Origin of the sequence: sulfur-oxidizing endosymbiont of Gigantopelta aegis (assembly GCF_016097415.1) — a bacterium.
Taxonomy (GTDB): Bacteria; Pseudomonadota; Gammaproteobacteria; order GRL18; family GRL18; genus GRL18.
This window is the reverse complement of the sequence record NZ_JAEHGE010000001.1, coordinates 3,277,986-3,302,550: the sequence shown is the minus strand read 5'-3', so window position 1 is coordinate 3,302,550 and position 24,565 is coordinate 3,277,986. Positions and strand designations below refer to the sequence as shown.

Annotated in this window: 33 protein-coding genes and 1 pseudogene; 7 read left to right on the top strand and 27 right to left on the bottom strand. The window is 40.2% G+C overall.

Annotated elements, in window-relative coordinates:
• Nucleotides 1-9: 9 nt before the first annotated feature.
• The 15 genes from JEU79_RS16895 to JEU79_RS16830 all read right to left on the bottom strand — a co-directional run bounded on the left by JEU79_RS16895 (nucleotide 10) and on the right by JEU79_RS16830 (nucleotide 9,370).
• Nucleotides 10-681 (bottom strand): lysophospholipid acyltransferase family protein, encoded by a 672-nt coding sequence (locus JEU79_RS16895; protein WP_198265042.1) that lies wholly within the window; start codon nucleotides 679-681, stop codon nucleotides 10-12.
• Complete coding sequence (locus JEU79_RS16890) at nucleotides 674-1,255, bottom strand: O-antigen ligase family protein (protein ID WP_198265041.1); 582 nt, start codon at nucleotides 1,253-1,255, stop codon at nucleotides 674-676. The genes JEU79_RS16895 and JEU79_RS16890 overlap by 8 nt, the downstream gene beginning before the upstream one ends.
• Before the next feature lie 6 nt (nucleotides 1,256-1,261).
• Nucleotides 1,262-1,405 (bottom strand): hypothetical protein, encoded by a 144-nt coding sequence (locus JEU79_RS16885; protein WP_198264411.1) that lies wholly within the window; start codon nucleotides 1,403-1,405, stop codon nucleotides 1,262-1,264.
• Between the two features lie 71 nt (nucleotides 1,406-1,476).
• Nucleotides 1,477-1,995: a hypothetical protein gene (locus JEU79_RS16880; RefSeq protein WP_214660610.1), complete on the bottom strand. Its 519-nt coding sequence runs from the start codon at nucleotides 1,993-1,995 to the stop codon at nucleotides 1,477-1,479.
• Nucleotides 1,996-2,054: 59 nt separating this feature from the next.
• Complete coding sequence (locus JEU79_RS16875) at nucleotides 2,055-2,339, bottom strand: hypothetical protein (RefSeq protein WP_198265039.1); 285 nt, start codon at nucleotides 2,337-2,339, stop codon at nucleotides 2,055-2,057.
• Nucleotides 2,305-3,606 (bottom strand): Eco57I restriction-modification methylase domain-containing protein, encoded by a 1,302-nt coding sequence (locus tag JEU79_RS16870; protein ID WP_198265038.1) that lies wholly within the window; start codon nucleotides 3,604-3,606, stop codon nucleotides 2,305-2,307. The genes JEU79_RS16875 and JEU79_RS16870 overlap by 35 nt, the downstream gene beginning before the upstream one ends.
• 151 nt (nucleotides 3,607-3,757) lie before the next feature.
• Nucleotides 3,758-4,048, bottom strand: coding sequence for a hypothetical protein (locus JEU79_RS16865; protein WP_198262940.1), 291 nt, complete (start codon nucleotides 4,046-4,048; stop codon nucleotides 3,758-3,760).
• 34 nt (nucleotides 4,049-4,082) lie between these two features.
• The gene (locus JEU79_RS16860; RefSeq protein WP_198265037.1) at nucleotides 4,083-4,439 is read right to left on the bottom strand and encodes a hypothetical protein; all 357 of its coding nucleotides are present in this window, start codon (nucleotides 4,437-4,439) and stop codon (nucleotides 4,083-4,085) included.
• A gap of 219 nt (nucleotides 4,440-4,658) precedes the next feature.
• On the bottom strand, nucleotides 4,659-5,120 hold the full coding sequence (locus JEU79_RS26700; RefSeq protein ID WP_246540353.1) for a hypothetical protein: 462 nt from the start codon (nucleotides 5,118-5,120) through the stop codon (nucleotides 4,659-4,661).
• Between the two features lies 1 nt (nucleotide 5,121).
• Nucleotides 5,122-6,216: a hypothetical protein gene (locus JEU79_RS26695; RefSeq protein WP_246540351.1), complete on the bottom strand. Its 1,095-nt coding sequence runs from the start codon at nucleotides 6,214-6,216 to the stop codon at nucleotides 5,122-5,124.
• Nucleotides 6,217-6,228: 12 nt separating this feature from the next.
• Nucleotides 6,229-6,756: a hypothetical protein gene (locus tag JEU79_RS16850; protein WP_198265036.1), complete on the bottom strand. Its 528-nt coding sequence runs from the start codon at nucleotides 6,754-6,756 to the stop codon at nucleotides 6,229-6,231.
• Nucleotides 6,757-6,815: 59 nt separating this feature from the next.
• Nucleotides 6,816-7,211 (bottom strand): hypothetical protein, encoded by a 396-nt coding sequence (locus JEU79_RS16845; RefSeq protein ID WP_214660609.1) that lies wholly within the window; start codon nucleotides 7,209-7,211, stop codon nucleotides 6,816-6,818.
• Nucleotides 7,212-7,297: 86 nt separating this feature from the next.
• The gene (locus tag JEU79_RS16840; protein ID WP_198265034.1) at nucleotides 7,298-7,897 is read right to left on the bottom strand and encodes a hypothetical protein; all 600 of its coding nucleotides are present in this window, start codon (nucleotides 7,895-7,897) and stop codon (nucleotides 7,298-7,300) included.
• A gap of 69 nt (nucleotides 7,898-7,966) precedes the next feature.
• Nucleotides 7,967-9,046: an undecaprenyl-phosphate glucose phosphotransferase gene (locus JEU79_RS16835; protein ID WP_281401074.1), complete on the bottom strand. Its 1,080-nt coding sequence runs from the start codon at nucleotides 9,044-9,046 to the stop codon at nucleotides 7,967-7,969.
• 9 nt (nucleotides 9,047-9,055) lie between these two features.
• Nucleotides 9,056-9,370 carry a hypothetical protein gene (locus JEU79_RS16830; protein ID WP_198265032.1) on the bottom strand — a complete coding sequence of 105 codons (315 nt, stop codon included), beginning with the start codon at nucleotides 9,368-9,370 and terminating at the stop codon, nucleotides 9,056-9,058.
• A gap of 488 nt (nucleotides 9,371-9,858) precedes the next feature.
• Between JEU79_RS16830 and JEU79_RS16825 the strand changes: the two are divergent.
• The 6 genes and pseudogenes from JEU79_RS16825 to JEU79_RS16800 all read left to right on the top strand — a co-directional run bounded on the left by JEU79_RS16825 (nucleotide 9,859) and on the right by JEU79_RS16800 (nucleotide 15,488).
• Nucleotides 9,859-11,105, top strand: a pseudogene (locus JEU79_RS16825) (ISL3 family transposase).
• 72 nt (nucleotides 11,106-11,177) lie between these two features.
• Nucleotides 11,178-12,425 carry an outer membrane beta-barrel protein gene (locus JEU79_RS16820; protein ID WP_198265031.1) on the top strand — a complete coding sequence of 416 codons (1,248 nt, stop codon included), beginning with the start codon at nucleotides 11,178-11,180 and terminating at the stop codon, nucleotides 12,423-12,425.
• A gap of 21 nt (nucleotides 12,426-12,446) precedes the next feature.
• Nucleotides 12,447-13,049, top strand: a complete 603-nt coding sequence (locus tag JEU79_RS16815; protein WP_198265030.1) for a polysaccharide biosynthesis/export family protein — start codon at nucleotides 12,447-12,449, stop codon at nucleotides 13,047-13,049.
• A 4-nt stretch (nucleotides 13,050-13,053) separates the two neighbouring features.
• A complete protein-coding gene (locus JEU79_RS16810; protein WP_198265029.1) occupies nucleotides 13,054-13,326 on the top strand; it encodes a hypothetical protein in 273 nt (90 codons plus the stop codon).
• A gap of 63 nt (nucleotides 13,327-13,389) precedes the next feature.
• Nucleotides 13,390-14,549, top strand: a protein-coding gene (locus tag JEU79_RS16805) for an IS3 family transposase (protein ID WP_198265028.1) whose coding sequence is annotated in 2 segments (ribosomal slippage) — nucleotides 13,390-13,840 and nucleotides 13,840-14,549 — 1,161 coding nt in all. Because the reading frame shifts where the segments join, the coding sequence is not laid out codon by codon here.
• Nucleotides 14,550-14,855: 306 nt separating this feature from the next.
• Nucleotides 14,856-15,488, top strand: a complete 633-nt coding sequence (locus JEU79_RS16800) for a hypothetical protein (RefSeq protein ID WP_198265027.1) — start codon at nucleotides 14,856-14,858, stop codon at nucleotides 15,486-15,488.
• Here JEU79_RS16800 and tatC read toward each other — a convergent pair.
• The 10 genes from tatC to hisB form a co-directional block, all read right to left on the bottom strand.
• Nucleotides 15,485-16,513: a twin-arginine translocase subunit TatC gene (gene tatC / locus JEU79_RS16795; RefSeq protein ID WP_246540350.1), complete on the bottom strand. Its 1,029-nt coding sequence runs from the start codon at nucleotides 16,511-16,513 to the stop codon at nucleotides 15,485-15,487. The genes JEU79_RS16800 and tatC overlap by 4 nt on opposite strands.
• Nucleotides 16,510-16,989 carry a Sec-independent protein translocase protein TatB gene (tatB, locus tag JEU79_RS16790; RefSeq protein ID WP_198265026.1) on the bottom strand — a complete coding sequence of 160 codons (480 nt, stop codon included), beginning with the start codon at nucleotides 16,987-16,989 and terminating at the stop codon, nucleotides 16,510-16,512. The genes tatC and tatB overlap by 4 nt, the downstream gene beginning before the upstream one ends.
• Before the next feature lie 15 nt (nucleotides 16,990-17,004).
• Nucleotides 17,005-17,307, bottom strand: a complete 303-nt coding sequence (locus tag JEU79_RS16785; protein WP_198265025.1) for a Sec-independent protein translocase subunit TatA — start codon at nucleotides 17,305-17,307, stop codon at nucleotides 17,005-17,007.
• Between the two features lie 62 nt (nucleotides 17,308-17,369).
• Complete coding sequence (locus JEU79_RS16780; protein ID WP_198265024.1) at nucleotides 17,370-17,705, bottom strand: histidine triad nucleotide-binding protein; 336 nt, start codon at nucleotides 17,703-17,705, stop codon at nucleotides 17,370-17,372.
• A gap of 41 nt (nucleotides 17,706-17,746) precedes the next feature.
• Nucleotides 17,747-18,067: a phosphoribosyl-ATP diphosphatase gene (locus tag JEU79_RS16775; protein WP_198265023.1), complete on the bottom strand. Its 321-nt coding sequence runs from the start codon at nucleotides 18,065-18,067 to the stop codon at nucleotides 17,747-17,749.
• 15 nt (nucleotides 18,068-18,082) lie between these two features.
• A complete protein-coding gene (hisI, locus tag JEU79_RS16770) occupies nucleotides 18,083-18,493 on the bottom strand; it encodes a phosphoribosyl-AMP cyclohydrolase (RefSeq protein ID WP_198265022.1) in 411 nt (136 codons plus the stop codon).
• Nucleotides 18,490-19,263, bottom strand: coding sequence for an imidazole glycerol phosphate synthase subunit HisF (gene hisF / locus JEU79_RS16765; RefSeq protein WP_198265021.1), 774 nt, complete (start codon nucleotides 19,261-19,263; stop codon nucleotides 18,490-18,492). The genes hisI and hisF overlap by 4 nt, the downstream gene beginning before the upstream one ends.
• 40 nt (nucleotides 19,264-19,303) lie before the next feature.
• Complete coding sequence (gene hisA / locus JEU79_RS16760) at nucleotides 19,304-20,044, bottom strand: 1-(5-phosphoribosyl)-5-[(5-phosphoribosylamino)methylideneamino]imidazole-4-carboxamide isomerase (RefSeq protein ID WP_198265020.1); 741 nt, start codon at nucleotides 20,042-20,044, stop codon at nucleotides 19,304-19,306.
• A gap of 37 nt (nucleotides 20,045-20,081) precedes the next feature.
• Complete coding sequence (gene hisH / locus JEU79_RS16755) at nucleotides 20,082-20,762, bottom strand: imidazole glycerol phosphate synthase subunit HisH (RefSeq protein ID WP_198265019.1); 681 nt, start codon at nucleotides 20,760-20,762, stop codon at nucleotides 20,082-20,084.
• An 85-nt stretch (nucleotides 20,763-20,847) separates the two neighbouring features.
• Nucleotides 20,848-21,453 (bottom strand): imidazoleglycerol-phosphate dehydratase HisB, encoded by a 606-nt coding sequence (gene hisB / locus JEU79_RS16750; protein ID WP_198265018.1) that lies wholly within the window; start codon nucleotides 21,451-21,453, stop codon nucleotides 20,848-20,850.
• Nucleotides 21,454-21,660: 207 nt separating this feature from the next.
• Between hisB and fnr the strand changes: the two genes are divergently transcribed.
• The gene (gene fnr / locus JEU79_RS16745; protein WP_198265017.1) at nucleotides 21,661-22,470 is read left to right on the top strand and encodes a fumarate/nitrate reduction transcriptional regulator Fnr; all 810 of its coding nucleotides are present in this window, start codon (nucleotides 21,661-21,663) and stop codon (nucleotides 22,468-22,470) included.
• A 29-nt stretch (nucleotides 22,471-22,499) separates the two neighbouring features.
• On the opposite strand, the gene zapE is transcribed toward fnr, so the two are convergent.
• Nucleotides 22,500-23,663 carry a cell division protein ZapE gene (zapE, locus tag JEU79_RS16740; RefSeq protein ID WP_198265016.1) on the bottom strand — a complete coding sequence of 388 codons (1,164 nt, stop codon included), beginning with the start codon at nucleotides 23,661-23,663 and terminating at the stop codon, nucleotides 22,500-22,502.
• A gap of 20 nt (nucleotides 23,664-23,683) precedes the next feature.
• Complete coding sequence (locus JEU79_RS16735) at nucleotides 23,684-24,496, bottom strand: response regulator transcription factor (protein ID WP_198265015.1); 813 nt, start codon at nucleotides 24,494-24,496, stop codon at nucleotides 23,684-23,686.
• Between the last annotated feature and the right edge of the window lie 69 nt (nucleotides 24,497-24,565).

Here is a 24,565-nt window from a genome sequence, read left to right as displayed (position 1 = left end):
GGAGATGAACTATTGGTGAGATGGGTGATCGCTATCACATTTTGGAGTGTACAAGGTGACACAATATTGTTGTAAGTCTTGATAGCTTGATTTTAATTGCGACACCATGTCATTGGCAGAAGCCATTTTCTGTAATGCTTTGGCAATCACCACATCACAATTAAAGGGCACTAGCAAGGCCTCACCCTTGGGCAATGCTCTGCCAAGACCATGCATCAAGACAGGAGTGATATATGTATCACTGCGCTCATTAACAATATGAAAAATACCTTTTTTGATGGTACTGATTTGTTCCGGATTACCGCGACTTCCTTCGGGGAAAATAAGTAAAATGTCACCCTGATCTAAAGCTGCATGACAAGCAGAAAACAAGTCCGTTTTTGCTAAGCGCTTTTTTCTTTCCAGAGGAATAATGCCAATGCAATTTAAAGCAAACCAAGCGAGCAAGGGATTAGTTAAAAAATAATCAACGGCGGCCACTGGACGCACTTTATGTAATTGTCTTAGGGGATACAAGCTCATCAAAACCAAAGTGTCCAAATGACTATTATGATTTGCCGCAATAATGGCCGGTCCCTTTTCAGGCAAGTTATTTCTGCCACGAAGATTCAAACCCAGCACAATAAAAACCAATGGTTTAACCAGTAGAGCAAAAAATAACATTTGTAGCATTCTATTCATGGCGAAGCTTTAAATGTAAACTGACCCTTGCAACTGCCAGCAAAACCACAAACAAAGCGGCATTTGCCGGAATTTGCAGGTTAAAATCAACCATAGAATGGATCAGCAGCGCCAAGATACCCATGGCCGAAGAAAAAGCCATGCCTTTAAGCAAGCGATGATTTCGTTTGCGCATGGCAAACAAGGCAGAGAATAAACAACTTAAAACCAACAATGATAAAAGAGTCATTCCCACTAAACCATATTCAGCCATAAACTGCACATAATCATTATGGGCATGATTATAAAAACCTGAAATGTCATCACCCCGATAGCGTAAAAAACTAATGTCATAGGTGCCACCACCCGTGCCCGTTAGAGGATAATCCTTAATCATCGTGATTGTATCTCTGACCACCTCGTCACGAGTTTCCTTGCTAGCGCTTGTGTTTTCCAAGCGCTGTGCCACGTTATCAATACCAAACCAGGCACCGACAATAAAAACATCAATGACCAATAAACTCACAAATAACACCACCACACTACGACAAGCCGATAAACAAAGGTGTTGATATTTTTGTATAAAAACACCCATATTTGCTCAAAGTAATGAATTTCCAAGTTTAGAAATAGTTTTTAACAATGCTTGTCTTTTGATTTTGTTATCTTCATTATGTGCTACTTCACTTAATGCTGATAACTCTTTATGTTTCTTATTATCTGCATCAAATTCTGGTAAATTCATGTGTTTAAACACATTACCCACTTGAATTGAAATATTATGACTATCAATAAAAGCTTGTACTGTAGAGCTGTTTAGTAAACCACAAAGATAATAGGCTGGCTCTGAATCATAAAAATCAACAAAAAACAATTTGTGGTCGGGAACAAAAACTTTTTGACCACTGATAGGATCGTTACCTTTTGTAATGACTGCCGCTCTAAATGATTTATTGCCAGGCTGTTCAGGCCATACCACTTTAAATGGTGCGAAGTATAACTGCCAACATTTGAAATACAGAAATAAGGTGCGTGTTCTGTCATTCGTTTGCTATATGTTGATCTTAAAATAAGCTGGTCTTGATAGGTGCTAAAAAATCCTTCACACTTTGGTTTGTCTTCCATGTCATTTTCACAATCTTCTAATAACTGTTTTGTGATCCCCTTATTAGGCACCAGTACATATAAATCTTTTTTGATTGAGACATAACATTCCTGTATATCTCCAGCCCCCTTAACTAAAGGATATAGAAAATCAGGTTCTATCCAAAACTTTCTTGCTGGTTTTACTTTTTCATTTCTTCCAAAGTCAGGGCAGGTTTTAATTTGCACCAAATTATTATTTTTATTTGTATCAATAATTTTTACAAAATAAATACCATTTAATTCTGTGGTTACTCCTTTTCTGCCGTTAACCCAAGTGCTTGCACCAGTGATCTTTTAAATGCTTTAAAACCACCTTTCGGTGTAATAGCCCATGGTGAATCACCTCCCGTAACAGGGGTTGCCTCACACTTATCAATGTCAACTGAATCAAGAGCTTCTTGTTTTGTGAGGTGAGCAGGGATTGCTTTTTTATTTCCTTTAGCCGCTTCCCATATAGCATAGGGTATAGGATATTTTATTGTGTTACCTTTGCATTTTTTAGCAGCAAAAAATAGCTGTTTTATTGGCTGCATCAGGAAATGGCTTTAAAGCTTTTAGATCATCAATCCCTACAGGTTGAATGATCTGATTATTTCCGATATAAAATGATCGAAAACCTGCTGAAGATGGTGATTGAAAATGAGTTTGCGTGATAACAAATGCTAAAATTCCGTCTTCATCTTTGAGCCATTTATCTGCAACGGTATAGGTGATCATTCCTGATATATCAAGTTCATTTCCACCATGAAATTTTGTTTTTGAGAAAATTCCATAATGATCACAGGTTGGCTTTATACGTTCACGGTATAATTCGGGTAATTTTGACCATCTGACCCAAGGTGGATTACCAACAACCACATCAAACTTTCCTGCAATAGCAGACCAGAAGAAATTACGCACTATACGAAACCAGATACCATTCCAGTTTCTTTCATGTAAATCCAGAATTTTTTCATAAGTATGCTTGAGTGGTGATCTCCATTCTTTCATTTCATTGGATGTAATTAATTTTTTTTTTTGTATTAATTTTTTTTCTGTCTCACGCCACTGAGTACTTTTTGAAACTAAATTATCCATTAGTAAAAATACGGAATCTAAACGACTTCTATCAAAAGCCAATTCTGAAGGCAATAAAATTTCAAGATCGGCTACTTCACTACCAATTTTATAAGAGACAATCAATTCATCTTTTTTAGGATTTCGAGCTGGGGAATACACTGCATCCGCTAAAAGAATCGGTATTTCTATATCTGTTCCTTTGTTATTGTCTAATAAATCAGAAATAGCGATTAATATATTCACTCGGGCAGTCTGGACTGCTAAAGGATTTAAATCAAAGCCCCAGACATTGTTTATGATGTGTTTTAACACTTCTAAATCACCCCACCCATCATCTGTTGCTTGTATTTTTATTTTCCTGATTAAAGCCAGTAAGAAAGAAGCTGAACCACATGTTGGATCAAGAAATCGTTGAGTTAAAAAATTTTTTACATTGATTCTATCCAGAGTGACTTCAACCAACCATTCTGGTGTATAAACTTCACCCAGACTTTTTCGTAGCTCATTTGGCACGAGATCTTGATAAAACGACTTAAGAACATCTTTTGAACGTGCGGAAGTTAATTTATCCGCTCTATACATGGAGAATGAAAGCAAAATACCTTTTAATCCATCAATTATTTTGGCTTGATGTTGTTTCAATCTTGCAACATCAAGATACCAACTGAAAATAACTTCTTCTCCAAACCCATTTATTCCAGCACCAGAAAAGAAATTACCCTGTTCAATTTCATATTCCATTCGGTCAATTAATAATTGACCATCAAGGCTGACTGTTTCTCTGATAAATCTTTATAAGTGGTTAGTGCATGTTCGGCAACAACTTCTGCACCAAGAATTTTTATCAAAAGAGAGTTGTAAGTATGTATGACAAAAAGTGCAACAGGGATCTTCAATTCTTCAGACTTTTTTTGTTCAGAGAAATTGACTTGAAATCAATATTATCAAGAATCCCATTCACTTGGCTGATGGAAAGATTTGATGTTTGTCCATAAAGAGCTTTCCACTCTTCAAAGATCATTTTTATTTTATTATTATTTTTCTTTTCCAGTCGCTCTGATAATGCGTCAGATAAAGCCTGTAACATATTACAGCCAGCATCAGAACTATGACCAAAATCAGTGATTAGATTTTCTGATGTAACAGGAACCCATTTACAATCAGTCAGAGCCTTAACTATCAAAGATACACTGGATTCACTTAATGGTAATAATGCATCATGAACTATTTTTCCTCGGCTGTACCGTGCAAATGCAATATGCTCTGCATCGGTAACTATTCCAATATAATCTCATTGTCGAGGGATTCGAGTTTAGCACGAGTCGGGATATATTTTTTAAGCGATCAAACACCGCATTTTTAAATGCAGAACTGGAAGTACTGCCATTAAATAAGCCCTTATCCTTAAATTCAATAATAACTCTGTTATAACTGGCATCAACTCTTTGCCTCTCCATTTGAAAAGGAATATTTAAAGCATCACCAATAATCTTTATCCATCCCTGGCGTACTTCTGTTTCATTGAGCCAGTTACCTTTGTCTTTCTTAAGTTGTTTGAAAATTGTTTTATTCATAATGGCTCATAGTTAATTAGGTGAAAAATAAATGATGTCTTCTGGACTAACAATGCCTTTTGCCAGACCTAAACGCATAGCGGGTGTTTTTTTGTCTTTTCCTGCAATACAATAATTATAATAAACTCGGAATATATCGAGTAACTTAACAATGTTCTTTGGGTTGTAAGCAGAATACCCATACCACCTTCTGCCAGAACTGCTGGCAGATGAAATACTCTAATAATGATAATCTACGTCTAACCTGCATAAAAAATTATCAATCCCATGCATGGAGGCTTTGTTATATAACCATGCCTGATGGTCTTCATCATAGTCACCATAATCAGTAAGATAACAAATCGCTTTTTCTGGTTCAGACATATTAGGAAAAGGGTGTAAAAGCCATTTATCTTTCCAGTTTCCAATTTCCTGCATGTTTTCTAATCGATCTTTTATTATTTTTAATTTTATTTTATTTTTTGATAAATCAGGGTGTTCTTTTTGCTGATCTGAAAAATAGTTCCTGGAATCATTTAAAGTTCTCCGCTTTTCATCAACAGTTAAATCCTTTGTTATTCGAACATAAAAAGCATCACAGCTTCTATTTTTTATTTCGTTATGGAAAGCTGTTAAGCAGGTTGCTCTCATTCCAGAATCTTGATCTAAAAAGAATCTGATTTTTTCAACACCACTGAACAATTTATGTATAAAAAAGAAATGTCCATACATCTATATTATATTCAGAATGGATCTGCATTCCATTTTGAGGCAATTTTTGTACTTGATAGAGAGCTTCTGATTCTTCTATATCATCACGAGAAATTGCATCCTTGTATGTTGCTGATATATCGGCACTTAAAGATGATCCATTTGTCTTTTTGGATCTTGAATTTTTCACACTCTCTTTATAATCACCATTCAACCAGAATCTTGCATGTTTTCGATAGGCGTATTGGGCATTATAATCATTAACAGATAAAGCATTTTCTTCTATTTCAATAGGGCTAATACAAGGATCATAGTTTAAATTCATTTGAAATACGTAGCCCGTTTCATTGTCAGCACTACCGATTGCTGAAAGTTTAATATTTCGTTTATCTTCTCGTCTTGTCCAATTAACAATATATTCCTGTCTATCCACGCTAACATAAAGTCGCTTTATATTGCTTTTAATTAACCTCTGTTCTCTTTCTGATACAAAGGTCATGCACTGTTTATGCAGAAAATCAATTTTTGCATAAACAGTCGCCATACCAACATCAGCAACTTCACAGATTCGCCTTAAAGGGGATTTATTCATTAGAAGTTTGAAAATAAGATTGTTTTTATGAGGCTGTTTTTGACCAGTTGTAGATTGTTTAACTGAAAATGTTTTCTTACAAGACTTGCATCGATAACGACTAGAACCTGATTTTGTTTTCCCAAAAGACTGGTAAAATTCTTTTCCTAACTTAATACTAATGAGATTATTTTTACATGAATTATCAGGGCATGACACCTCTGGAGTTTCTTTTAAATATTCTTCAATTCGCTGTAATTCATCCCAAATTCCTTGATTGCTCTTAACTGGGAATAACTCATTACAAGACTTGCAAATCAGTTTAGTAACTGGCTTTCGACTACCACTTGATAATTTGTAGCAGTCTTTTTGTGATTTATGGAGTTTAACTTGGCTTTCTGTGCTGGCAGGAACACCATAATTTTGGCACAATGGATTTTTGCAAAAATTAACCTGAATATCGTTAATTTCAACTGGAATTCTTGGTTGTTTTATATCAGAAGATATTTTATCCATTTAGATATCCCCTTAAATGTTGATTTTACAAGAATAATAGCTTAATTTATCGCATTTATCAACACCTTTATTTGTCGGCTTGACACTACGAGGCGGTTTTTTAACCAACACTAAATACAAAATGCCCATCAGCGTCAAACTAATAAAAAAAGCACTATTGCCCATCCGTGAATGGGTTAAGACTAAAGCGATGACCATTAATGCCAGAGCAATCCGCAAGCGAATTTTCCCGCCTAGAATACTACCGAGAATACGTCGAAAAAACTCTCGCCAATTGCCCGCCTGAGTTTCATACAAGGTAGAAATTAATAAACCTACCCCAATAGCCAGACTCATTTCAAGATAGCCCGCTAAATGATTACGATTAACAAAAGTACCTGTGGCAACGCCACGATAAGTATCCTTTTCAACAAAAAAACCATACTCAATACCAGAGAGAGTCATTACACTGCCATAAACGGCCTGAAAAACACCACTGATCACAATGACCCAGGCAAATAATCGCAGTCGTTGGGTGGATTTTATGAGTAACAAAAACAAACAAAAAAGCAAAAAATAACTCAGTGTTTCAAGAAATTTAGCATAAGAGGCATAGGCATTTAAAAAGACAAGGGGAGCGTTTTTAAATCAAAACCTAAAATCTGAAAGGTGCTTTGATAGACATTCAAGGTTTCAGGAGACAAAACTGCCACCAGTTGAGCGGGGAGGGCAATCGATTGTAAGAGAGTCCAGAATAAAAACAGACAAAATAAGAGCAAGGGAACAACCGAGGCGCGAAACACACCTGTAAAGCGCACTTTTTGCTGAAAAAATAACACCAGCCAGAACAGAGCCAAAGAATACACCCAAACTTCCATGACAGAGATAGCCCAAGTGCGATTACTGCCCAAAGGTAAAGGTAACCAAATGAATAAAGCCAGAAAACAATAAAAAAGAACACGATCAGAGGAATGAGTAGAAGGAGCAGTGCTAGAACGGGGTGATATTTGATTCACTATGTCAGTAACAGAATTATGTCATTAAAAAATCATTAATAAAAAAGGGCGGGCTTATGCCCACCCCATTTTGTTTTAAGTCAGTTTTAGCTAGGGCTTGCAGCACCGCCACCGCCAGAACCACCCGGAGGTGGAGGCGCAGGAGGGGCAGTAAGACCGGGAGGCGTTCCACCAGCAGCAGTTGGTGCTGTTGCGAGTGTTGGATCAACATTTGGATTACCTAAAACCGTCTCACCAATTGTTGCCAATATGGCTTCTTCACCAACAGGGATTAAGCTATAGACTGTTTTAGTCAACTGGTCATATTCCGGTTGACCGGCATTGAGTTTTTCCAGAGCGGCATAAGATGCAATTAACACATCAGCGACTAACTCAGGGCTTAATTTTTGACAACCATTGAGCTCTTCATGTTCCGGTGTTTTTCTGTCCGTACAGTTGAGGGCATTGACAATCAAAGCGGCAGCGGTGATTTCAATGGTGATTGAATCCACACCGGCAGCTTGAAGCTGCGCCACAATTTCTGCTGTTGTCAGAGGTGTAGACTGACTTAATGCATTAGAAATAACCTTATCCATTGGTATATTCGGATTGCTATAGTCTGATGCCACATCGGCAAAAGCACTATGACTGGCCAATGCAAAAACTGCACAGGCGATGGTTTTCTTAATGTTCTTTTTAATGTTCAATGTATTACCCCTGAATAAATTCAAACAATATTGATTAAATTTTAACCGATCAAGTAAAAAAAGTCAAAATCAATAGGCATTTTTATTAACAAAGCCCTTAAAAATGGTTAGCCAGATGATTTTAATGTCCCAGACCAGTGACCAATTACGAATATAATACAGATCATAGTCAATGCGTTTTTCCATTTGCTCAATAAAACGTGTTTCACCACGCAGGCCATTAATCTGTGCCCAGCCAGTGATTCCCGGCTTGACCATGTGGCGCAACATATAACCACCAATTTTCTTACGGTATTCCTCGTTATGAGCAATGGCATGAGGGCGGGGGCCAACAATTGACATACTGCCATTGAGCACATTAAAAAATTGTGGCAATTCATCCAACGAGGTACGACGCAAAAAAGCACCCAAAGGCGTGATTCGAGCATCATTTTTTTCTGCCTGCTTAATGACATCGCCGTCATCACACACCGTCATACTGCGAAACTTATAGACCGTCAGCTCCCGACCATTAATGCCATAACGCTTTTGCTTGAACAATACCGGGCCTCTTGATGTCATTTTAATCGCTAAGGCAATCACCAACATGGGTAAGCTAATAAGGAGCAAAATAAGTGAGCCAATAAACATATCTTCAACTTTTTTCAGCAAACTTCCCGCACCATAAAAAGGCGTATCATAAATGCTCAACGCCTGATGCGAGCCAATCGTATGCCAGCGGGCATGAAGAATATTGTAAATAAAGAAATTCGGGATAATATGTACCGCCACCGCACTATCACTTAATTCTTCAAGTAATAAGCCAATACGCACCTCTGCCGCGAGGGGCAAAGAAATGTACAATACACCAATCTCACCTTTACTGGCCGCAGTTACCGCATCATCAAATGAGCCGATAATCGGGCCTAATAAGTCATTGGGTGTTCGTTCATCGGTTTCATCGCGATCGTCATAAAAACCCACAAAGCGATAGCCCAAAGAGCGATTATTAATAATTTCATCGGCAATTTCATTACTAATGTCATTGGCACCAAGAATAGCAACACTTTGTAAATTATTGTCATCCTTAAAATATTGACTACGCAAGCGACAAGCAATGACTCGCCAGATAATGAGTAGCGTAGGCATCAAGAAAAACCATAAAGTGATCGTGATACGTTAATAAGTCCCCGTGGTTTTAGTTACATAAGCAAGCACGAGCAAAAAAATAAAGGTGAAAAAAGTGGCCACCAACACCAGGCCAATACGCCGTTTCATAGCGCGACCCGGTTCAATGGTATAAATATTAGTCGCTTCAGAAATTAACAAGTAAAACAGCATGGCGGCCGTACCGGCAAGCACATATTGGGCATTAAGCGGAATACCATAAAACCCCATCGCAAGGAGTAAAGAGACAAAAACACCCAATAGATCAAATAGGCGATACAATTGCTTGGTTGTATGGTGACGATGATGAATTTCACTGGACGACATTACGAAGGTAAAACCTCAAAATGGTATGAATGAATACGCATTTTAACTTATTTTAAAAGATCTTTCCTTGCTATTAAATAATGTGAATAAAACATAAAAACAGAGAAACCGATCAAACTGCTTTGCACATCCTACAAGCATCATGGGTATATAAGGTAAATGGGCTTATTGGCTCAGTCCCAAAATAGAGAATAATGTAGGTTTTACCCTACATATAAAAAATTAAATACTAGGTATAATGCTAGGTTAGCGCTTCGTTTTGCTAGGGTTTACCCTTGAGTTGGGCAACATAATTAAACTCAACTAGATTGCTGAAATGAATTGTAATAATATACTAACATCTTAATTTATTAACAAAATGTTAAATAAGTCACACTTTTTAATTAATTAAGGGCTCTTCTCCGCTTTGATGAGTGAAGAAAGATGCTAATATTCAAGAAACCTGTTGAAATATAAAGCTTCTGAAGGTTTTATAAGCAATAGGTAATATGAGTATCAACATCTCACCCACCATTTTGGGACTGACTGGCCAAAGAGTCAATGAAATAACGTTAAATAAACACCATGAGACAGTTCATATAATCTGTCAAAGAGACAAGCGAAGGAAGGTAATTGATCCCTTAACCGGTCAGCAAGGGACGATAAATCGATACATAAAAAGACAAGTACGTGATGTGCCATTTATGGGCTATCCATGCTATCCATGCTATCCATGCTATCTGGAAATTGAGTTAGCTCAGGTTTGTATCAGTAAAAATGAACGCCGAATAGAGCGATGTGACTTTGTTGATAAAGGCTGTCGTTTTACACAACGATTTTGTCATATGATTAGTGGTCTTTGTCGTCATATCAGCATTCAGGCTGTTTCCAGGCATCTCAATATACGTTGGGAAACCGTTAAGAATATTGACAAAGCTTATCTTGAAAAACATTGCCTGCATTAGAGCCCGAAAAATTAAAGGACTTAAAATATATCGGTGTTGATGAAGAGGCCAGAGCAAAAGGCCATGATTATATGACGGTCATTTATGATATGGTTGAAGGACATTTAATCGGGGTAGAAACAGGTCGAACTTCAGATGTATTTACAAAGTTTTTAAAACGAATACCGAAGGAAACCACTGAAAAAATAGAGGCGGTGGCCATGGACATGGGGCCCGCGTATCAAAAATCAGTGAGAGAAATATTGCCCAATGCAGATATTGTTTTTGATCGATTTCATGTCATGAAGAATTTCTCTAACGTGATAAAAAATCAACGTAGGATTGAATTCAGACGAGCCAGCAAGCCTGGAAAAGATTTACTCAAGGGATGCTATTACTTGCTACTAAAAAATGAAGACAAGCTCACTGAGAAACAATCTGACCGATTGAATAACCTGTTATCAGAAAATCAGAATTTAAATATTTTATATCTGATGAAAGAACAGTTACAAGCACTGTGGAATAACAATGACGTGACTGAAATGAAAGATGAATTAGAGCAATGGTGTGTCATGGCTGATCAAAGCAATATGAGCTACTTAAAAACATTTGCTCGCTCAATGAGAAAGAATAAAGATGGTATTTGCAACTATGCAAAACATCAGCTGACATCCGCTAGAATTGAAGCAGGCAATGTCAGTATTGGCTTAATAAGAAAAAGGGCCAGAGGGATTCGGGATACCGAATATTTTAAACTTAAAATCAGGCAAACCTCCATTCCTGATGAGCAGAGTATGTTCTATTTTGGGTAAACCCTCACTCATCAAAGCGGAGAAGAGCCTAATTAAGCATGAAACATTAAATATACTTAGGGTAAGTTATAAATGAACCAAGCCGTGCAAAGTGGTAAAAGCATGACTCTTTTAGTTAAACGAGTGCAACCAAATTTAATCAGCCTAGCGATATTAGCTAGCCTAGTCACATCGGCGACCGTATGGGCAGGGGAAAAAACCTTAGACTACCCCCTTGGCTTTGGTCTCAGTGCATCCCCTGCGATGGGAATCTCCACCAAATATGATGACAATATCTTCTTGCAAGACAAAGTTGGCGTTAAAAGCTCCTGGATCACCGAGTTAGCACCATCAATTACCCTAGGCGCACAAAAGGGGCTTGATTACTACACAGCCAAATACACCCTCAAAGCAGGGCGCTATCATAGCAGTAGAAATGACGACTACGTTGATCATCTGTTACAACTTGATACCCATAATGAATTTAACTACCGCAACAAACTGGATTTGTCTTTTGACTTTCTAAAACTCCATGAAAAACGCGGTAGTGGTATTTCTGATGGTCCTTTTGGCGTTAGCAAAACACCCTACCAATACAAAGACGCCATTACCAATGCAACCTATACCTACGGTGGTGATGAGTCTCAAGGTCAAATCAAAGTTAATGCCTCACATTTTTATAGAAAATACATCAACTATCGCAACAGAACCCGTGGCTTTGATCGAAGCGAAGACCTTATCGGTCCAACCTTCTATTATCGCGTTATGCCCAAAACCTCATTATTATTTGAAGCCACCTACAAAGACATTGACTACAAAAATGACATAAGCGGCATTTCAACCCTAGATGGTGATGAAACCACCTTTCAAGTTGGTGTCACCTGGGAAACTACAGCAAAAACCACGGGCACAGCACAAATTGGTCGTACCTACAAAGACTTTGATTCCTCACAGCGCAAAGATAACGATTTTACCAGTTGGCGAATGGGTGTTGAATGGTCCCCCCTAACGTATTCAGTCTTTACCTTGGTCAGCGCCAGCGAAGCTAAGGAAACCAATGGCACGGGTAACTTTATTCGTGATAAGTCTGTGGGACTTTCCTGGCAACATGCCTGGTCAGACAAACTGGACAGTAACGTAGGCATCAGTTTTCTGAATGAAGACTATATCGATTCAATCCGTGACGACGATTTGGAAAACTACCAAGCCGGTGTCAATTACCAATTTCGTCGCGCACTCGGCTTTGGTATTAAGTACACCTATAAAACTAGAGATTCCAATATTCGCACTTTGGACTATACTGACAATATTATAATGTTTACCGCAAAAATTGGCATGTAATAGAATAGGGTCTACTCTACAATGAAAACGCTTAATTCTTTTTCAGCACTACACCGTTCTTCGTTTTTCGCTCCCCGTTTATTCAGCAGGGGAGCTGAAAAACTTGTTGTTTTACTCTTCGCCCTTAGCGTCATACTACTAACAAGTCCTGCCCTTTTCGCATCAGAAACAAGTTATCGCCTTAGCAGTGGTGATCGAATCAAAATCATTGTTTATGGTGAAGAAGATCTCACCCTAGAAACGACATTAGGTGATTCCGGCATTATCAACTATCCTTTTTTGGGCGAAATCAACGTAGAAGGCATGACCGTAAAAATCCTGGAAAAGAAAATATTCAAGCACCTCAAAGGTGACTACTTACTCGATCCGAACGTCAATGTATCCATCGAGTCATACCGTCCTTTCTTCGTCAATGGTCAAGTGAAAAAACCCGGTGGCTATCCCTATCAACCGGGGCTAACATTAAGACGCGCGATCTCCCTCGCCGGAGGCTACACCGAACGCGCCTCAAAATCCAACACCTTCGTCATTCACCAAAACCAACCTGAACAACGCATCAAAGCCAAACAATATACCAAAATAAAACCCGGCGACACCATCACAGTAGAAGAAAGCTTCTTCTAAGTAGATGACTAAAAACACCTTATTGCCCCTATTGCTGATACCGCTATTAGCCTTCCTAATTGTTCAAGCCAGCAAAAACACGCTGGCCGCCATTCACTTAAGCAATGCCAGCTATCAATTACAATCACTGATACAACAGACTAATTTAGAGCAAATAAGCAAAGCGCAAAGCGCCCTAAAAAAAGTTCAAAGCTTAAGCCCTAATGATCCGGCTTATCTCAATCTGCAAGCCAATGCACAATTATGGCAGGCATACCTCAAGCAAGCAGATGATTAATGTGGCTATACTTAACCGGACACACAACTTAAAATAACTAAAAGATAAAAAGTGTGACCTAAAATGAATGATCAAACAAAAAAACCGAATAAAAGCTATACATCAGAATTTAAAGAATCAGCTGTCAAATTAGCTAATGAGACGGATCAACCCGTTTCTCAGACTGCCAGGGAGCTAGGTGTTAATGTAAATACTCTACATACCTGGCTCAGTAAATATTCCAAACCGGTGAAGACGGTAGCCAATAGAAGTGATGAACACATTTATGATGAAGTAAAACGTCTGAAAAAAGAATTGGCAAAAGTGATTCAGGAGCGTGATTTATTAAAAGGCCACAGCGTACTTTGCAAGGGAAACTTTGTGAAGTACGCATGGATAACTGATCAGGCTAAAGATTACCCGGTAACGATTCTGTGCCGTTTTATGGATGTTTCCCGTAGTTGCTATTATGATTGGGTTAGCTCTCCTAAAACGGATAGAGAGAAAGAAAATGAAGCGCTTACTGAGCAGCTAAAAAACTGTTTGAAGACAGTCGCAAGACTTATGGAACCCGTCGTCTTAAAAGAAAACTGGCTGAAAAAGGCGTTCATATAAGCCGCCGGAGAATTGGTCGATTAATGAAAAAAGCCGGTTTGTTTTGTAAAACGAAGAGACGCTTTAAAGCGACGACTAATTCCAAGCATAATAAGCGTATATCTCCAAATTTACTGGAAAGAGAGTTTACTGTCTCTCAACCTGATCGCTACTATGTGGGTGATATTACCTATATTGCCACCAAGGAAGGCTGGTTATATTTAGCGGTTGTCATTGACTTATTCTCTAGGCAAATTGTTGGCTGGTCGATGGATGAGCGAATGAAAGCCAAGCTAGTCAATGATGCTTTACTGATGGCCATATGGAAGCGTAAACCAATGGATGGATTGCTTTGGCATACTGACCGAGGTAGCCAATATGCCTCTGATAGTCATAGAAAAATATTGTCGGATCATAACATAATTCAGTCTATGAGCCGCAAAGGAAATTGCTGGGACAATGCTGTATCAGAGAGCTTCTTTCATAGTTTGAAAACTGAATTGACGCACCATTGTCGATTCAAAACCAGAGTAGAAGCAAAGCAGGCAATATTTGAATATATTGAGGTATTTTATAATCGGGAGCGACTTCATTCGGCTAATGATTATTTGTCACCAGTCGATTATGAAATACAGCAGGAAATAGCTTAAATCGATTGATTGAAGAGGGGTAAAAGGCGACATAAATGCCGCCCATTACCGTTGACGGCCATCGGCTCCTCAGCCTGTGCCGTGAAGATATTGTAACAGGATCATTACCGTTGTGAAAATACCTTGGGTGAATGGAACGGCTCTATCGTTCCAGAGGGCAAAGCCCTTTCTCTTCATCTATTTAAAGTTAACATGAGAAACTAAAATGATAGGAAATACAAAATGACAAAAATCACTTGAAACAGCCAAAAAAATATTTAGAAAACTGTCCGGAAAAGTGTTGACACATCAGTCTTAGGTCTGCAAGTGACTAAAAATTATCAAACAGAGAAATTAAACATTAAGCAATTAGGCTTATACAATGAAGCACACCTATTTGATAATAATAACCCGCTGGGTGAATTGCAGAGCGTGAGTCCTTTTTATGTGGAATTTGATGATGCAGCTAATGCTGATGGACAGTTTAGCCAAGACAGTGCAAATTATTTACTTCATCACTCAAGAGAAGAAAGTTGGCAACAGAAAAATGAAAGCAATCATGGCATGTTATTAGTCAGTAAAAATGATATTAGTATGCCTATTGCAGTGGGTATGCTGATGGCTTATCGTTTAGAGGTCGAAAAAGCGTATTGTCTGGCCTGTGTAAAATGGCTACGGATTAATCCCCATAAGGGCATTGCTATCGGTTTGCAGTTAATGGCAATTCAGTCTCGGGCGATTGCCGTGAATAAAGGCAATCAGGATTATCAAAGAGCGTTTTTAATTTCTGAAAATAACACTCAGGGCAAGGGTGGGAAACAACACTTGATTGTGCCCACAGGTTTTTATGAATTGGGTGAAACATTGAATGTCTGGCATAACGAAAATTTAAATTCGGTCAGACTAACTAAATTATTGTTGGCGACTGACTCCTTTGAGCGTTTTGCTTTTAGCCTTTAGGACTTCTTGTCTTCCTGTTCCTTGTTTTCTTCTTTTTCAATAGCATCTAACTCCGCTTCCATTTCAGTATCGCTCATAGGCTCATAACGGTCATCACCATCTACCTCAGCAAATTCGTTATGCGGCTCATCTACAGTGCTTGGAGCGCTTTCTGTTGATGGTGCTGAATCACTCGAAGCTTGGCTATCTTCGGACTCAGCTTCTGTAGCTGCCGTGACAGGTGAGCTTGGCGTTGGATTGTCATCATTATCATTGTTATCAGCTGCTTCTTGTTTTTTTCTGCGATTGCCAATGATGCGTGAGAAAACAATACCTAATTCAAATAATAACCAGACAGGGATTGCCAGTAGCGTTTGTGAAATGATGTCAGGAGGGGTGAGCAACATGCCAATCACGAACGAGCCAACGATGACGTAAGGGCGTTTTGCTGCTAGTTTATCGGCATCGGTGACACCGGTCAGGGTGAGAACGATGGTGACAATGGGGACTTCAAAGGCTAGACCAAAGGCAAAAAACATTTTTAAAATGAAATCCAGATATTGGCTAATATCCGTCATCATTGTGACGCCATCAGGTGTAGTGGCGGTAAAGAAAGCAAACATCAGGGGGAAGACAACATAAAATGAGAAAACAATGCCGCCATAAAATAAGATAACACTGGAAGCGATCAGCGGTAAAGCTAGGCGTTTCTCATGCTGATAGAGACCGGGTGCAACAAAAGACCAGAATTGATAAAAAACGTAGGGAATGGCAATAAAGATTGAAGCCACCAGACTTAATTTAAAAGGTGTTAAAAAGGGCGCTGCAACGCCGGTGGCAATCATGGTGCTGCCTTCGGGCAACTGCTTCATTAGGGGTTCGGCAACTAATTGGTATAAATCATTAGCAAAAAAGAATAGCACTAGAAAAAATGCAATCACGACGACGACAATGCGTAATATGCGATCGCGGAGCTCTATCAAATGCGCCATGAAAGGTTGTTCTGTTTCCATGGTTGAATCGGTATCGTGTTGCTGTTCGCTCATGATTTTTCAGTGTTCGCCTGTACTTTAGTGCTGGGAGTACTTTCTTTACTTGTACTTTCTTGGGGGGTACTGTCAGATGTATCGTTTGTAAGGGGATTTTCGGGCTTGCCTATGGTGTTGCTATTGGTGCCGCTATTACTTGAAGACGACTTATTGTCATTTTCTTCAATTTCCAGAATGTCATCCATAGAAACGCTACCGCGCATGGAGTCGGTCTCAGATGAAATAGCAGAGTTCATATCGCTAGCGGCTTTTTTGTATTCATCCGCTAATTTTTGCTGGTCAGCTAAAATTTTCTTGAGATCTTCATCTTTGAGTTCTTTGCTGATGTCATCTTTGACATTACTGACGAAGCGATTAGCACGACCGACATACTTACCGACGGTACGTGCTACGCTGGGTAAGCGTTCTGGGCCAATGACTAATAAAGCCACGATACCAATAAGGGAAAGTTCCCAAAATCCTATATCGAACATACTTGACTACAGTCCTTAAACATTCTCTTTGGGTTTGCTTTCGACGCTACTATCAACTGTGCTATCAAATGTGCTATCAACAACAGTACCCTCAATGGTTGCGCCAGCGTCAGTTTTTAATTGAGTTTGCTTGTCGCTGCTGGTGTCAGTGTCAGTGCTGGCCTTATCTTCATTGGCGTTTTCTTCATCTTTCATTGCTGTTTTGAAGTTTTTGATAGCGCCACCTAAGTCACCACCAATGTTGCGTAGTTTTTTTGCGCCAAATAAAACCAGAACAATGGCCAGAATAATTAATAATTCAGTAACACCAAACCCCATGGGATTCTCCTATAAATAATAAATATGACTATTTTTAAATGTTTGTCTTTAAAAGCATTCGATTAAAAACCGGCTAGATTTTTACCACCCAATAAATGCATGTGCAGGTGAAACACTTCCTGCCCACCGTCTTTTCCAGTGTTTATAATAGTACGAAAGCCACCGTTTAATCCTTGATTCTTCGCAAGTATGGGTAATTTTAACATCATATTGCTGATAAGATCATGATGTGATGCATTTAATTGCTCTAAACTGTTAATATGCTGTTTGGGTATCATAAGCAAATGTACGTCTGCCTTGGGATTAATGTCTTTGAATACCAAGACTTCATTGTCCTGATAAACAATATCTGCTGGGATATCACCCGCAATTATTTTACAAAAAAGGCAGTCGCTCATAATTTTCTCTCATCAGGTGTCGGTTTTTTATCAAGCAGGGCCTACTTCTTACGGTTGGCTTTTTCTTCAATGCCGGACAGGCCAAAGCGCCGTGCGAGTTCATTGAGCACATCGTCAGGGCCAAGACCATGATGGGATAGCATTACCATGCTATGAAACCATAAATCAGCGGTTTCGTAGATGATCTCATCAGTTTTGCCGCCTTTTGACGCAATAATGGTTTCAGTGGCCTCTTCACCGACCTTTTTAAGAATGCTATCCAGACCTTTATGGTGTAGTTTTGCTACATAGGAAGATTCTGGATCGGCTTGTTTACGTGCTTCTAAGGTTTGTGCAAGTTGTTCTAAAATATCATTTGCCACGGGCTTTCCTAAAAATTATTTATAAATCTCATCCGGATTTTTAAGTACGGGTTCGACGGCTTGCCAGTTCATTGTGTCATTGTCTGCCTGTAATTCAAAATAGAAGCAACTTTCACGGCCAGTATGACAGGCAATGCCGCCGATCTGTTCGATACTCATAAGTACCACATCTTTGTCGCAATCAACGCGCAAGGATTTGAGTTTTTGCACGTGGCCGGACTCTTCACCCTTAGGCCAGAGTTTTTGGCGTGAACGTGACCAATAAACGGCACGACCCATATCAATGGTCATGGCTAGCGATTCACGATTCATCCAGGCAAACATGACCACTTTGCCGGTTTTTTCATCCTGAGCAATGGCTGGAATCAGGCCGTCTTTGTCCCACTTGAGTGCGTCTAGCCATTGGGTGTCGGCAGTCTGGCTCACAGCCGTACCTCGATGCCTTTTTCTGCCATGTGACGCTTGGCTTCACCGATACTGTATTCGGCAAAGTGGAAAATACTGGCGGCTAATACGGCATCGGCATGGCCTTCCAGTACGCCTTCGGCTAAGTGATCCAAATTACCCACACCGCCAGAGGCAATAACGGGTACTGCTACCGAATCACTGATGGTACGGGTGAGGGCTAGGTCAAAGCCATTTTTCACGCCATCATTGTCCATACTGGTGACCAGCAATTCGCCTGCGCCATAGGAAACCATCTTTTTTGACCACTCAATGGCATCGATGCCAGTGGCTTTGCGGCCACCATGGGTGAAAATTTCCCAGCGGGGTTGGTCGGTATCAGTTTCGACTTGTTTGGCATCAATGGCAACGACTATGCATTGATTGCCGAATTTTTCTGCTGCTTCACGGACAAAATCCGGGTTCGCCACAGCAGCGGAGTTAATTGCTACTTTATCAGCACCGGCATTGAGCATCAAGCGCACATCTTCTACGCTGCGGATACCGCCGCCAACGGTAAGCGGAATGAATATTTCACCGGCAACTTGTTCTACCACATGAACGATTGTGTCACGGCCTTCGTGGGTGGCGGTAATATCTAAGAAGGTGATTTCATCTGCACCTTCCATGTTGTAGCGTCGTGCCACTTCTACGGGATCACCTGCATCGCGAATATCAACAAATTGTACGCCCTTGACCACCCGGCCTTTGTCTACGTCGAGACAGGGAATAATGCGTTTTGCTAGTGCCATGCTCTTTCCTATAAAATCCTATAAAACTTACTTTGATAACTTATTTTAACAGCAAGGTATCTGCTAATTTTTGCCCTTCGGCAAAGTCTAAGGTGCCTTCATAAATAGCGCGGCCAGTGATAGCACCGGAGATGCCATGATGAGCCACTTTACAAATGGCTTCGACATCGCCTAAGTCATGGATACCACCGGAGGCAATAACAGGAATGTTGATGGCCTGAGCTAGTTCCGCCGTATGTTCGACATTGGCGCCTTGCATCATGCCGTCACGTTTAATGTCGGTGTAAATGATGGCGTCAACGCCATCGTTTTCAAAGCGTTTGGAGAGCTCAAACAAGTCGACATCAGATACTTCCGCCCAGCCTTTGATGGCCACTTTGCCATCGACAGCATCTAGGCCAACAATGACATTGCCGGGAAATTCTTTACATAACTGAGTGACAAATTCAGGCTCTTCAACGGCCTTAGTGCCGATTATCACGTAGGCAACGCCGGCATTCAAATAGGCTTCAACAGTTTCCACTGTGCGAATACCACCGCCAATTTCAACCGGGAGATCGGGGTAAGTCCGAGTGATTTCCTGAATGATTTCACCATTGACTGGCTTGCCTTCAAAGGCACCATTCAAATCAACTAAGTGCAGTCTGCGTGCGCCCGCATCGTACCAGCGGCCAGCCATTTCCACAGGGTGATCAGAAAAAACAGTGTCATCCTCCATGCGTCCCTGACGCAGGCGTACACATTGTCCATCTTTTAAGTCGATAGCAGGTATTAATATCATTGTTTTCTCTCTGTTTTTTCTTTTTTATAGCGTTTAACTAATCACAAGGCGGTACGTCATAACTACCGTTCCAGTCGATAAAGTTAGCAAATAATTGCAGTCCGGAGTCAGCGCTTTTTTCCGGATGAAATTGCGTGGCAAAAACATTTTCTTGAGCCAGGGCAACGCAAACGGGATGACCATAAAGCGTTGAACCGGCAATGGGCTCAGGGGTTTGCGGCACGGCAAAATAACTGTGCACAAAATAGAAACGCTGATTTTGTGGAATGTTTTTCCATAGCGGGTGTTTTATCTGCTGATTGACCTGATTCCAGCCCATGTGAGGGATTTTTAAAATCTGTTCAGTGCTGATAATGGGGTCATGCAAGTCACTGGCAAAGCGTTCGACTTCGCCGGGAATAATGTCCAAACATTTAACGCCATTGTTTTCAGTGCTATGAGTCAATAAAGCCTGCATGCCGATACAAATGCCTAAAAATGGCTTGTTGGCGGCAGCTTGTTTGATGGTGTCAATGAGATCCAGACGTTCCATCTCACCCATGCAGTCGCGCATGGCACCGACACCGGGCAAGACCACGCGGTCGGCATTGGCAATGATTTTTTTATCTGAAGTGACTTGGATGGTGGCAAATGAATTGGCGTGTTCCAAGGCCTTAGCAACGGAGTGTAAATTCCCCATGCCATAGTCAATTACAGCCACTTTAATGGTAGTTGTCATAGTATATTGTCAATGTGATCGATGATGTTTTAAATAGCGCCATCTGTGTGTGCAAATAACAGATGGGCATTAAGCGCTGGGGCTATTATAAACTACCCTTAGTAGAAGGGATAGTGCCCTGCATACGTGGGTCATCGCTAATGGCCATGCGCACTGCACGGCCAAAAGCTTTGAATACCGTTTCGGCAATATGATGGCTATTACGGCCACGAATATTATCAATGTGCAGTGTGACTAATGCATGGTTGACGAAGCCCTGAAAGAATTCATGGAATAATTCGGTATCGAAATTGCCAATGGTCTCACGTTTATAATCAACCTGATCCTCAAAGCCAGGACGACCGGAAAAATCAATCACCACACGAGACAGTGCTTCATCCAATGGCACATAAGCGTGGCCATAACGGGTGATGCCTTGTTTGTCGCCCAATGCCTGTTTCATGGCCATGCCCAGAGTGATACCAATGTCTTCAGCCGTGTGGTGAGCATCAATATCCAGATCACCTCTGGCTTTAATATTGATGTCAATCATACCGTGACGGGCAATTTGATCCATCATGTGTTCCAAAAAAGGCACACCCGTATCAAATTCGCCCTTGCCTGTGCCATCAAGGTTGATACTGACTTCGATTTTGGTTTCGTTAGTGTCTCGTTTAACAGAGGCTTGCCTATCTGATCTATTTTGCGACATTAGCTACTGGGCTCCATTGGCATTATTAACCTAGAAAAATTATTACGAATAATATGAGTATTATAAGTGCATGGCAAATATTAGCAATATCTAAGATTGTTGTTTTTATTTTATGCTATTTAGTATAGAATTGATATTTATCAATTATTTAGTCGAACTTTGATTGAACTTTTCATATAAGCGACTAGCAAAGCTGTAGGTATATTGATGCAACAGAAAACCCGACAATCCCAACAAACACAACAGCGACCCAAAAAGGTATTAGATTTTAGTACCATTAAAGTGGCCTGTAAGGAATGTAGTTTGCATCAGCTTTGCCTGCCACGGTCAATTAATGGTGCTGATTTAGAAAAGTTAGACAGTATTATTGAGCGCAAAAAGCCGCTAAAGCGTAATGAACATTTATTTCAAGTCGGTGGTAAATTCAACGCCATTTATGTGGTTCGTTCGGGTTCTTTAAAGACTTATTCGCCCACAGTTGATGGTCAGGAACAAGTGACGGGCTTTCATTTGCCCGGTGAATTACTCGGCTTGGATGCCATCGGTAAAGGCAAACACCCTTGTGCGGCGAAAGCACTGGAAACCACCAGTATTTGTGAAGTCCCCTTTGAAGATCTGGAAAAACTCACTCAAGAATTGCCTACTTTGCAACGTCAGTTACTACGCTTGATGAGCAAAGAAATTTTTGATGATCAGGAACTCATGCTACTTCTAGGTAAGAAGACAGCAGAAGCTCGTTTATCGGCTTTTTTACTCAGTATTTCCCTGCGTTTTAAACAGCGCGGTTTTTCCTCTATTGAGTTTTATCTGAGTATGTCACGCAATGACATTGCTAACTATCTTGGTTTGGCAGTAGAAACGGTCAGCCGTATGTTTACCCGTTTTCAGGAAGAAGGCTTGATTGCAGCGGAGCGTAAACATATTGTGATTAAAAACCGTGAGGCCTTACAGCTAATTGCCGGTGTGAATGATATGAGTGAAGAGTGTTCCAATAAAAAATCACAGGCAACAATATAAGCGCTTTCTATTTGCTTATAGTTATAAGCTTATAGTGCATGCTTACCACGATATAATTTACTGCGCATTTCTTTTAGACGACTGGCAGTTCTTGGAAACGAAAGTTTCAGTCGCCGTCCCTCATATAAACCATCCGGTTCTACTTCAGCGTTCATAATTAAAATGCAATGATGGTCATATAGGGCATCAATCAAGTGTACAAAACGCTTGGCAACATCATCCGTTTCTTCATCCATTTGGAATACATGAGAGATTAAAATTGTGTGATATTGTTGCGCAATGGCTAAGTAATCGGCACTGGAGCGAGGCGTGTTGCACAATTCATTAAAATCAAACCAGATGATGCTTTGTGGATGTGTTTTTGAAGCACGATTGACGGCCAATACCTGAATTGAGCGTTTATTGATGGTGATAGACTGGGGCAAAATCTCTGCATGATCACCGGTCTTGATAAAATGCTGAGCCATCATATCATCGTGGTAATCATTTAAAGGGCAGTGATAACAGCCTTCCTTTTCCAGTACCAAGGCACGATAGTCGGTGTCATGATTTAGTTCAAAAACCTGAGTATGTTGTTTGAGTAATTGAATTGCAGGCAAAAAACGATCCCTTTGCAGGCCATTTTTATATAAAGCATCGGGTTCAATATTAGAGGTAGTGACTAGGACGACACCGGCGGAAAATAAAGTGTCTAACAAGCCCGCTAATAACATCGCATCCGTAATATCCTGAACATGAAATTCATCAAGACACAGCAGTTGAAATTCTTGTGCCATTTGTTGCGCAACAATAGGCAAGGGATCGGGTGACTTAGGCAAATTTTTAAGCCTTTCATGCAAGGACTGCATAAAGGGATGAAAATGGATGCGCAGTTTGTTTTCAAAGGGTAGGGTGTGGAAAAAACTATCAATAAGCCAGGTCTTGCCACGACCGACCCCACCCCAGAGATAAAGTCCTTTAATGGTAGTTTTTTCTGTGCGAGAAAAATGTGCTAAGACATTTTTTTGTAACTGTTTAAACCAGTTGCTAGCAGTGTTTTTTGTGCTGCTACTGCGTCGAGCGGCTTGTGAGGTGTTGGGCGAAATAAGTTGCTCATAAAGTGCCTGAGTCAGTTGTACCGCTTTTTTTTGTACCGGATCGGGACTAAAGTGAAGTGCTTTAATGGCATTGAGATAGGCTTTTTCTGGCGTCATAGCGCTATTATACTACTCTTTTATATGTCGATGTCAGCCATAATGTTTTTCAGATAGGCTTTGACCGTATCAGGCTCAAAAGGCTTGTCACAAATACCGGATACACCTGCTTGTTGTACTGCAGCCAGACGATTATTATCGTTTTCACTGGTCACCATTAAAATCGGAATTGAACTTTGGGCACTTTGTTCCCGCACATAGCGTGTCAGTTCACCGCCATCCATTTCCGGCATATTATAATCAGTGACAATTAAATCGAAAAAATTATTCTCAATTAAGGGAATTGCTTCCTTACCATTGATGGCTTCCTGAAATGAACTAATGCCCATTTTTTTCAATACTCGCTGGATATGCTTACGCGCCATGGCACTATCATCGACCACTAAAACATGAAAGCCATTAAAATCCAATTCTTCAACATCGCTGGCACTGGGATTAATAAAATCCAGGGTATTAAATAAGGCACGTTTTAAATCCGCAAAGGCAAACGGCTTGGGTAAAATGGCCACTACTCCTGCCTGACGGATCGGGTCTAATTGCTCAAATGCGGTTTCGCTGGAAATCAGCATAAAAGGAATTTTTTCCATGTTGCTATCATTGCGCATGGTTTGCACTAATTCCGTACCGGTCATATCGGGCAGGTATAGGGCGCTAACCACCAGATCCGGTGGGTTATCAGCCATCAAAGCCATGGCCTGAGCACCGTTGTGGGCAATTTGTATGCTATTAACCTGAGCATCCTGAAAGCGGCTTTGGATAATTTTTGCTTGTACGCTTGAAGGTTCAACAATGAGTATTATCAGGTCAGAAATTGTTAAATTATTGTCATCCATAGTGATCTTTTTTTGTCTGTGGCGTTAAACCTAAAAAAATCAGTTGAACCTACTGCGACCGCCTTATGC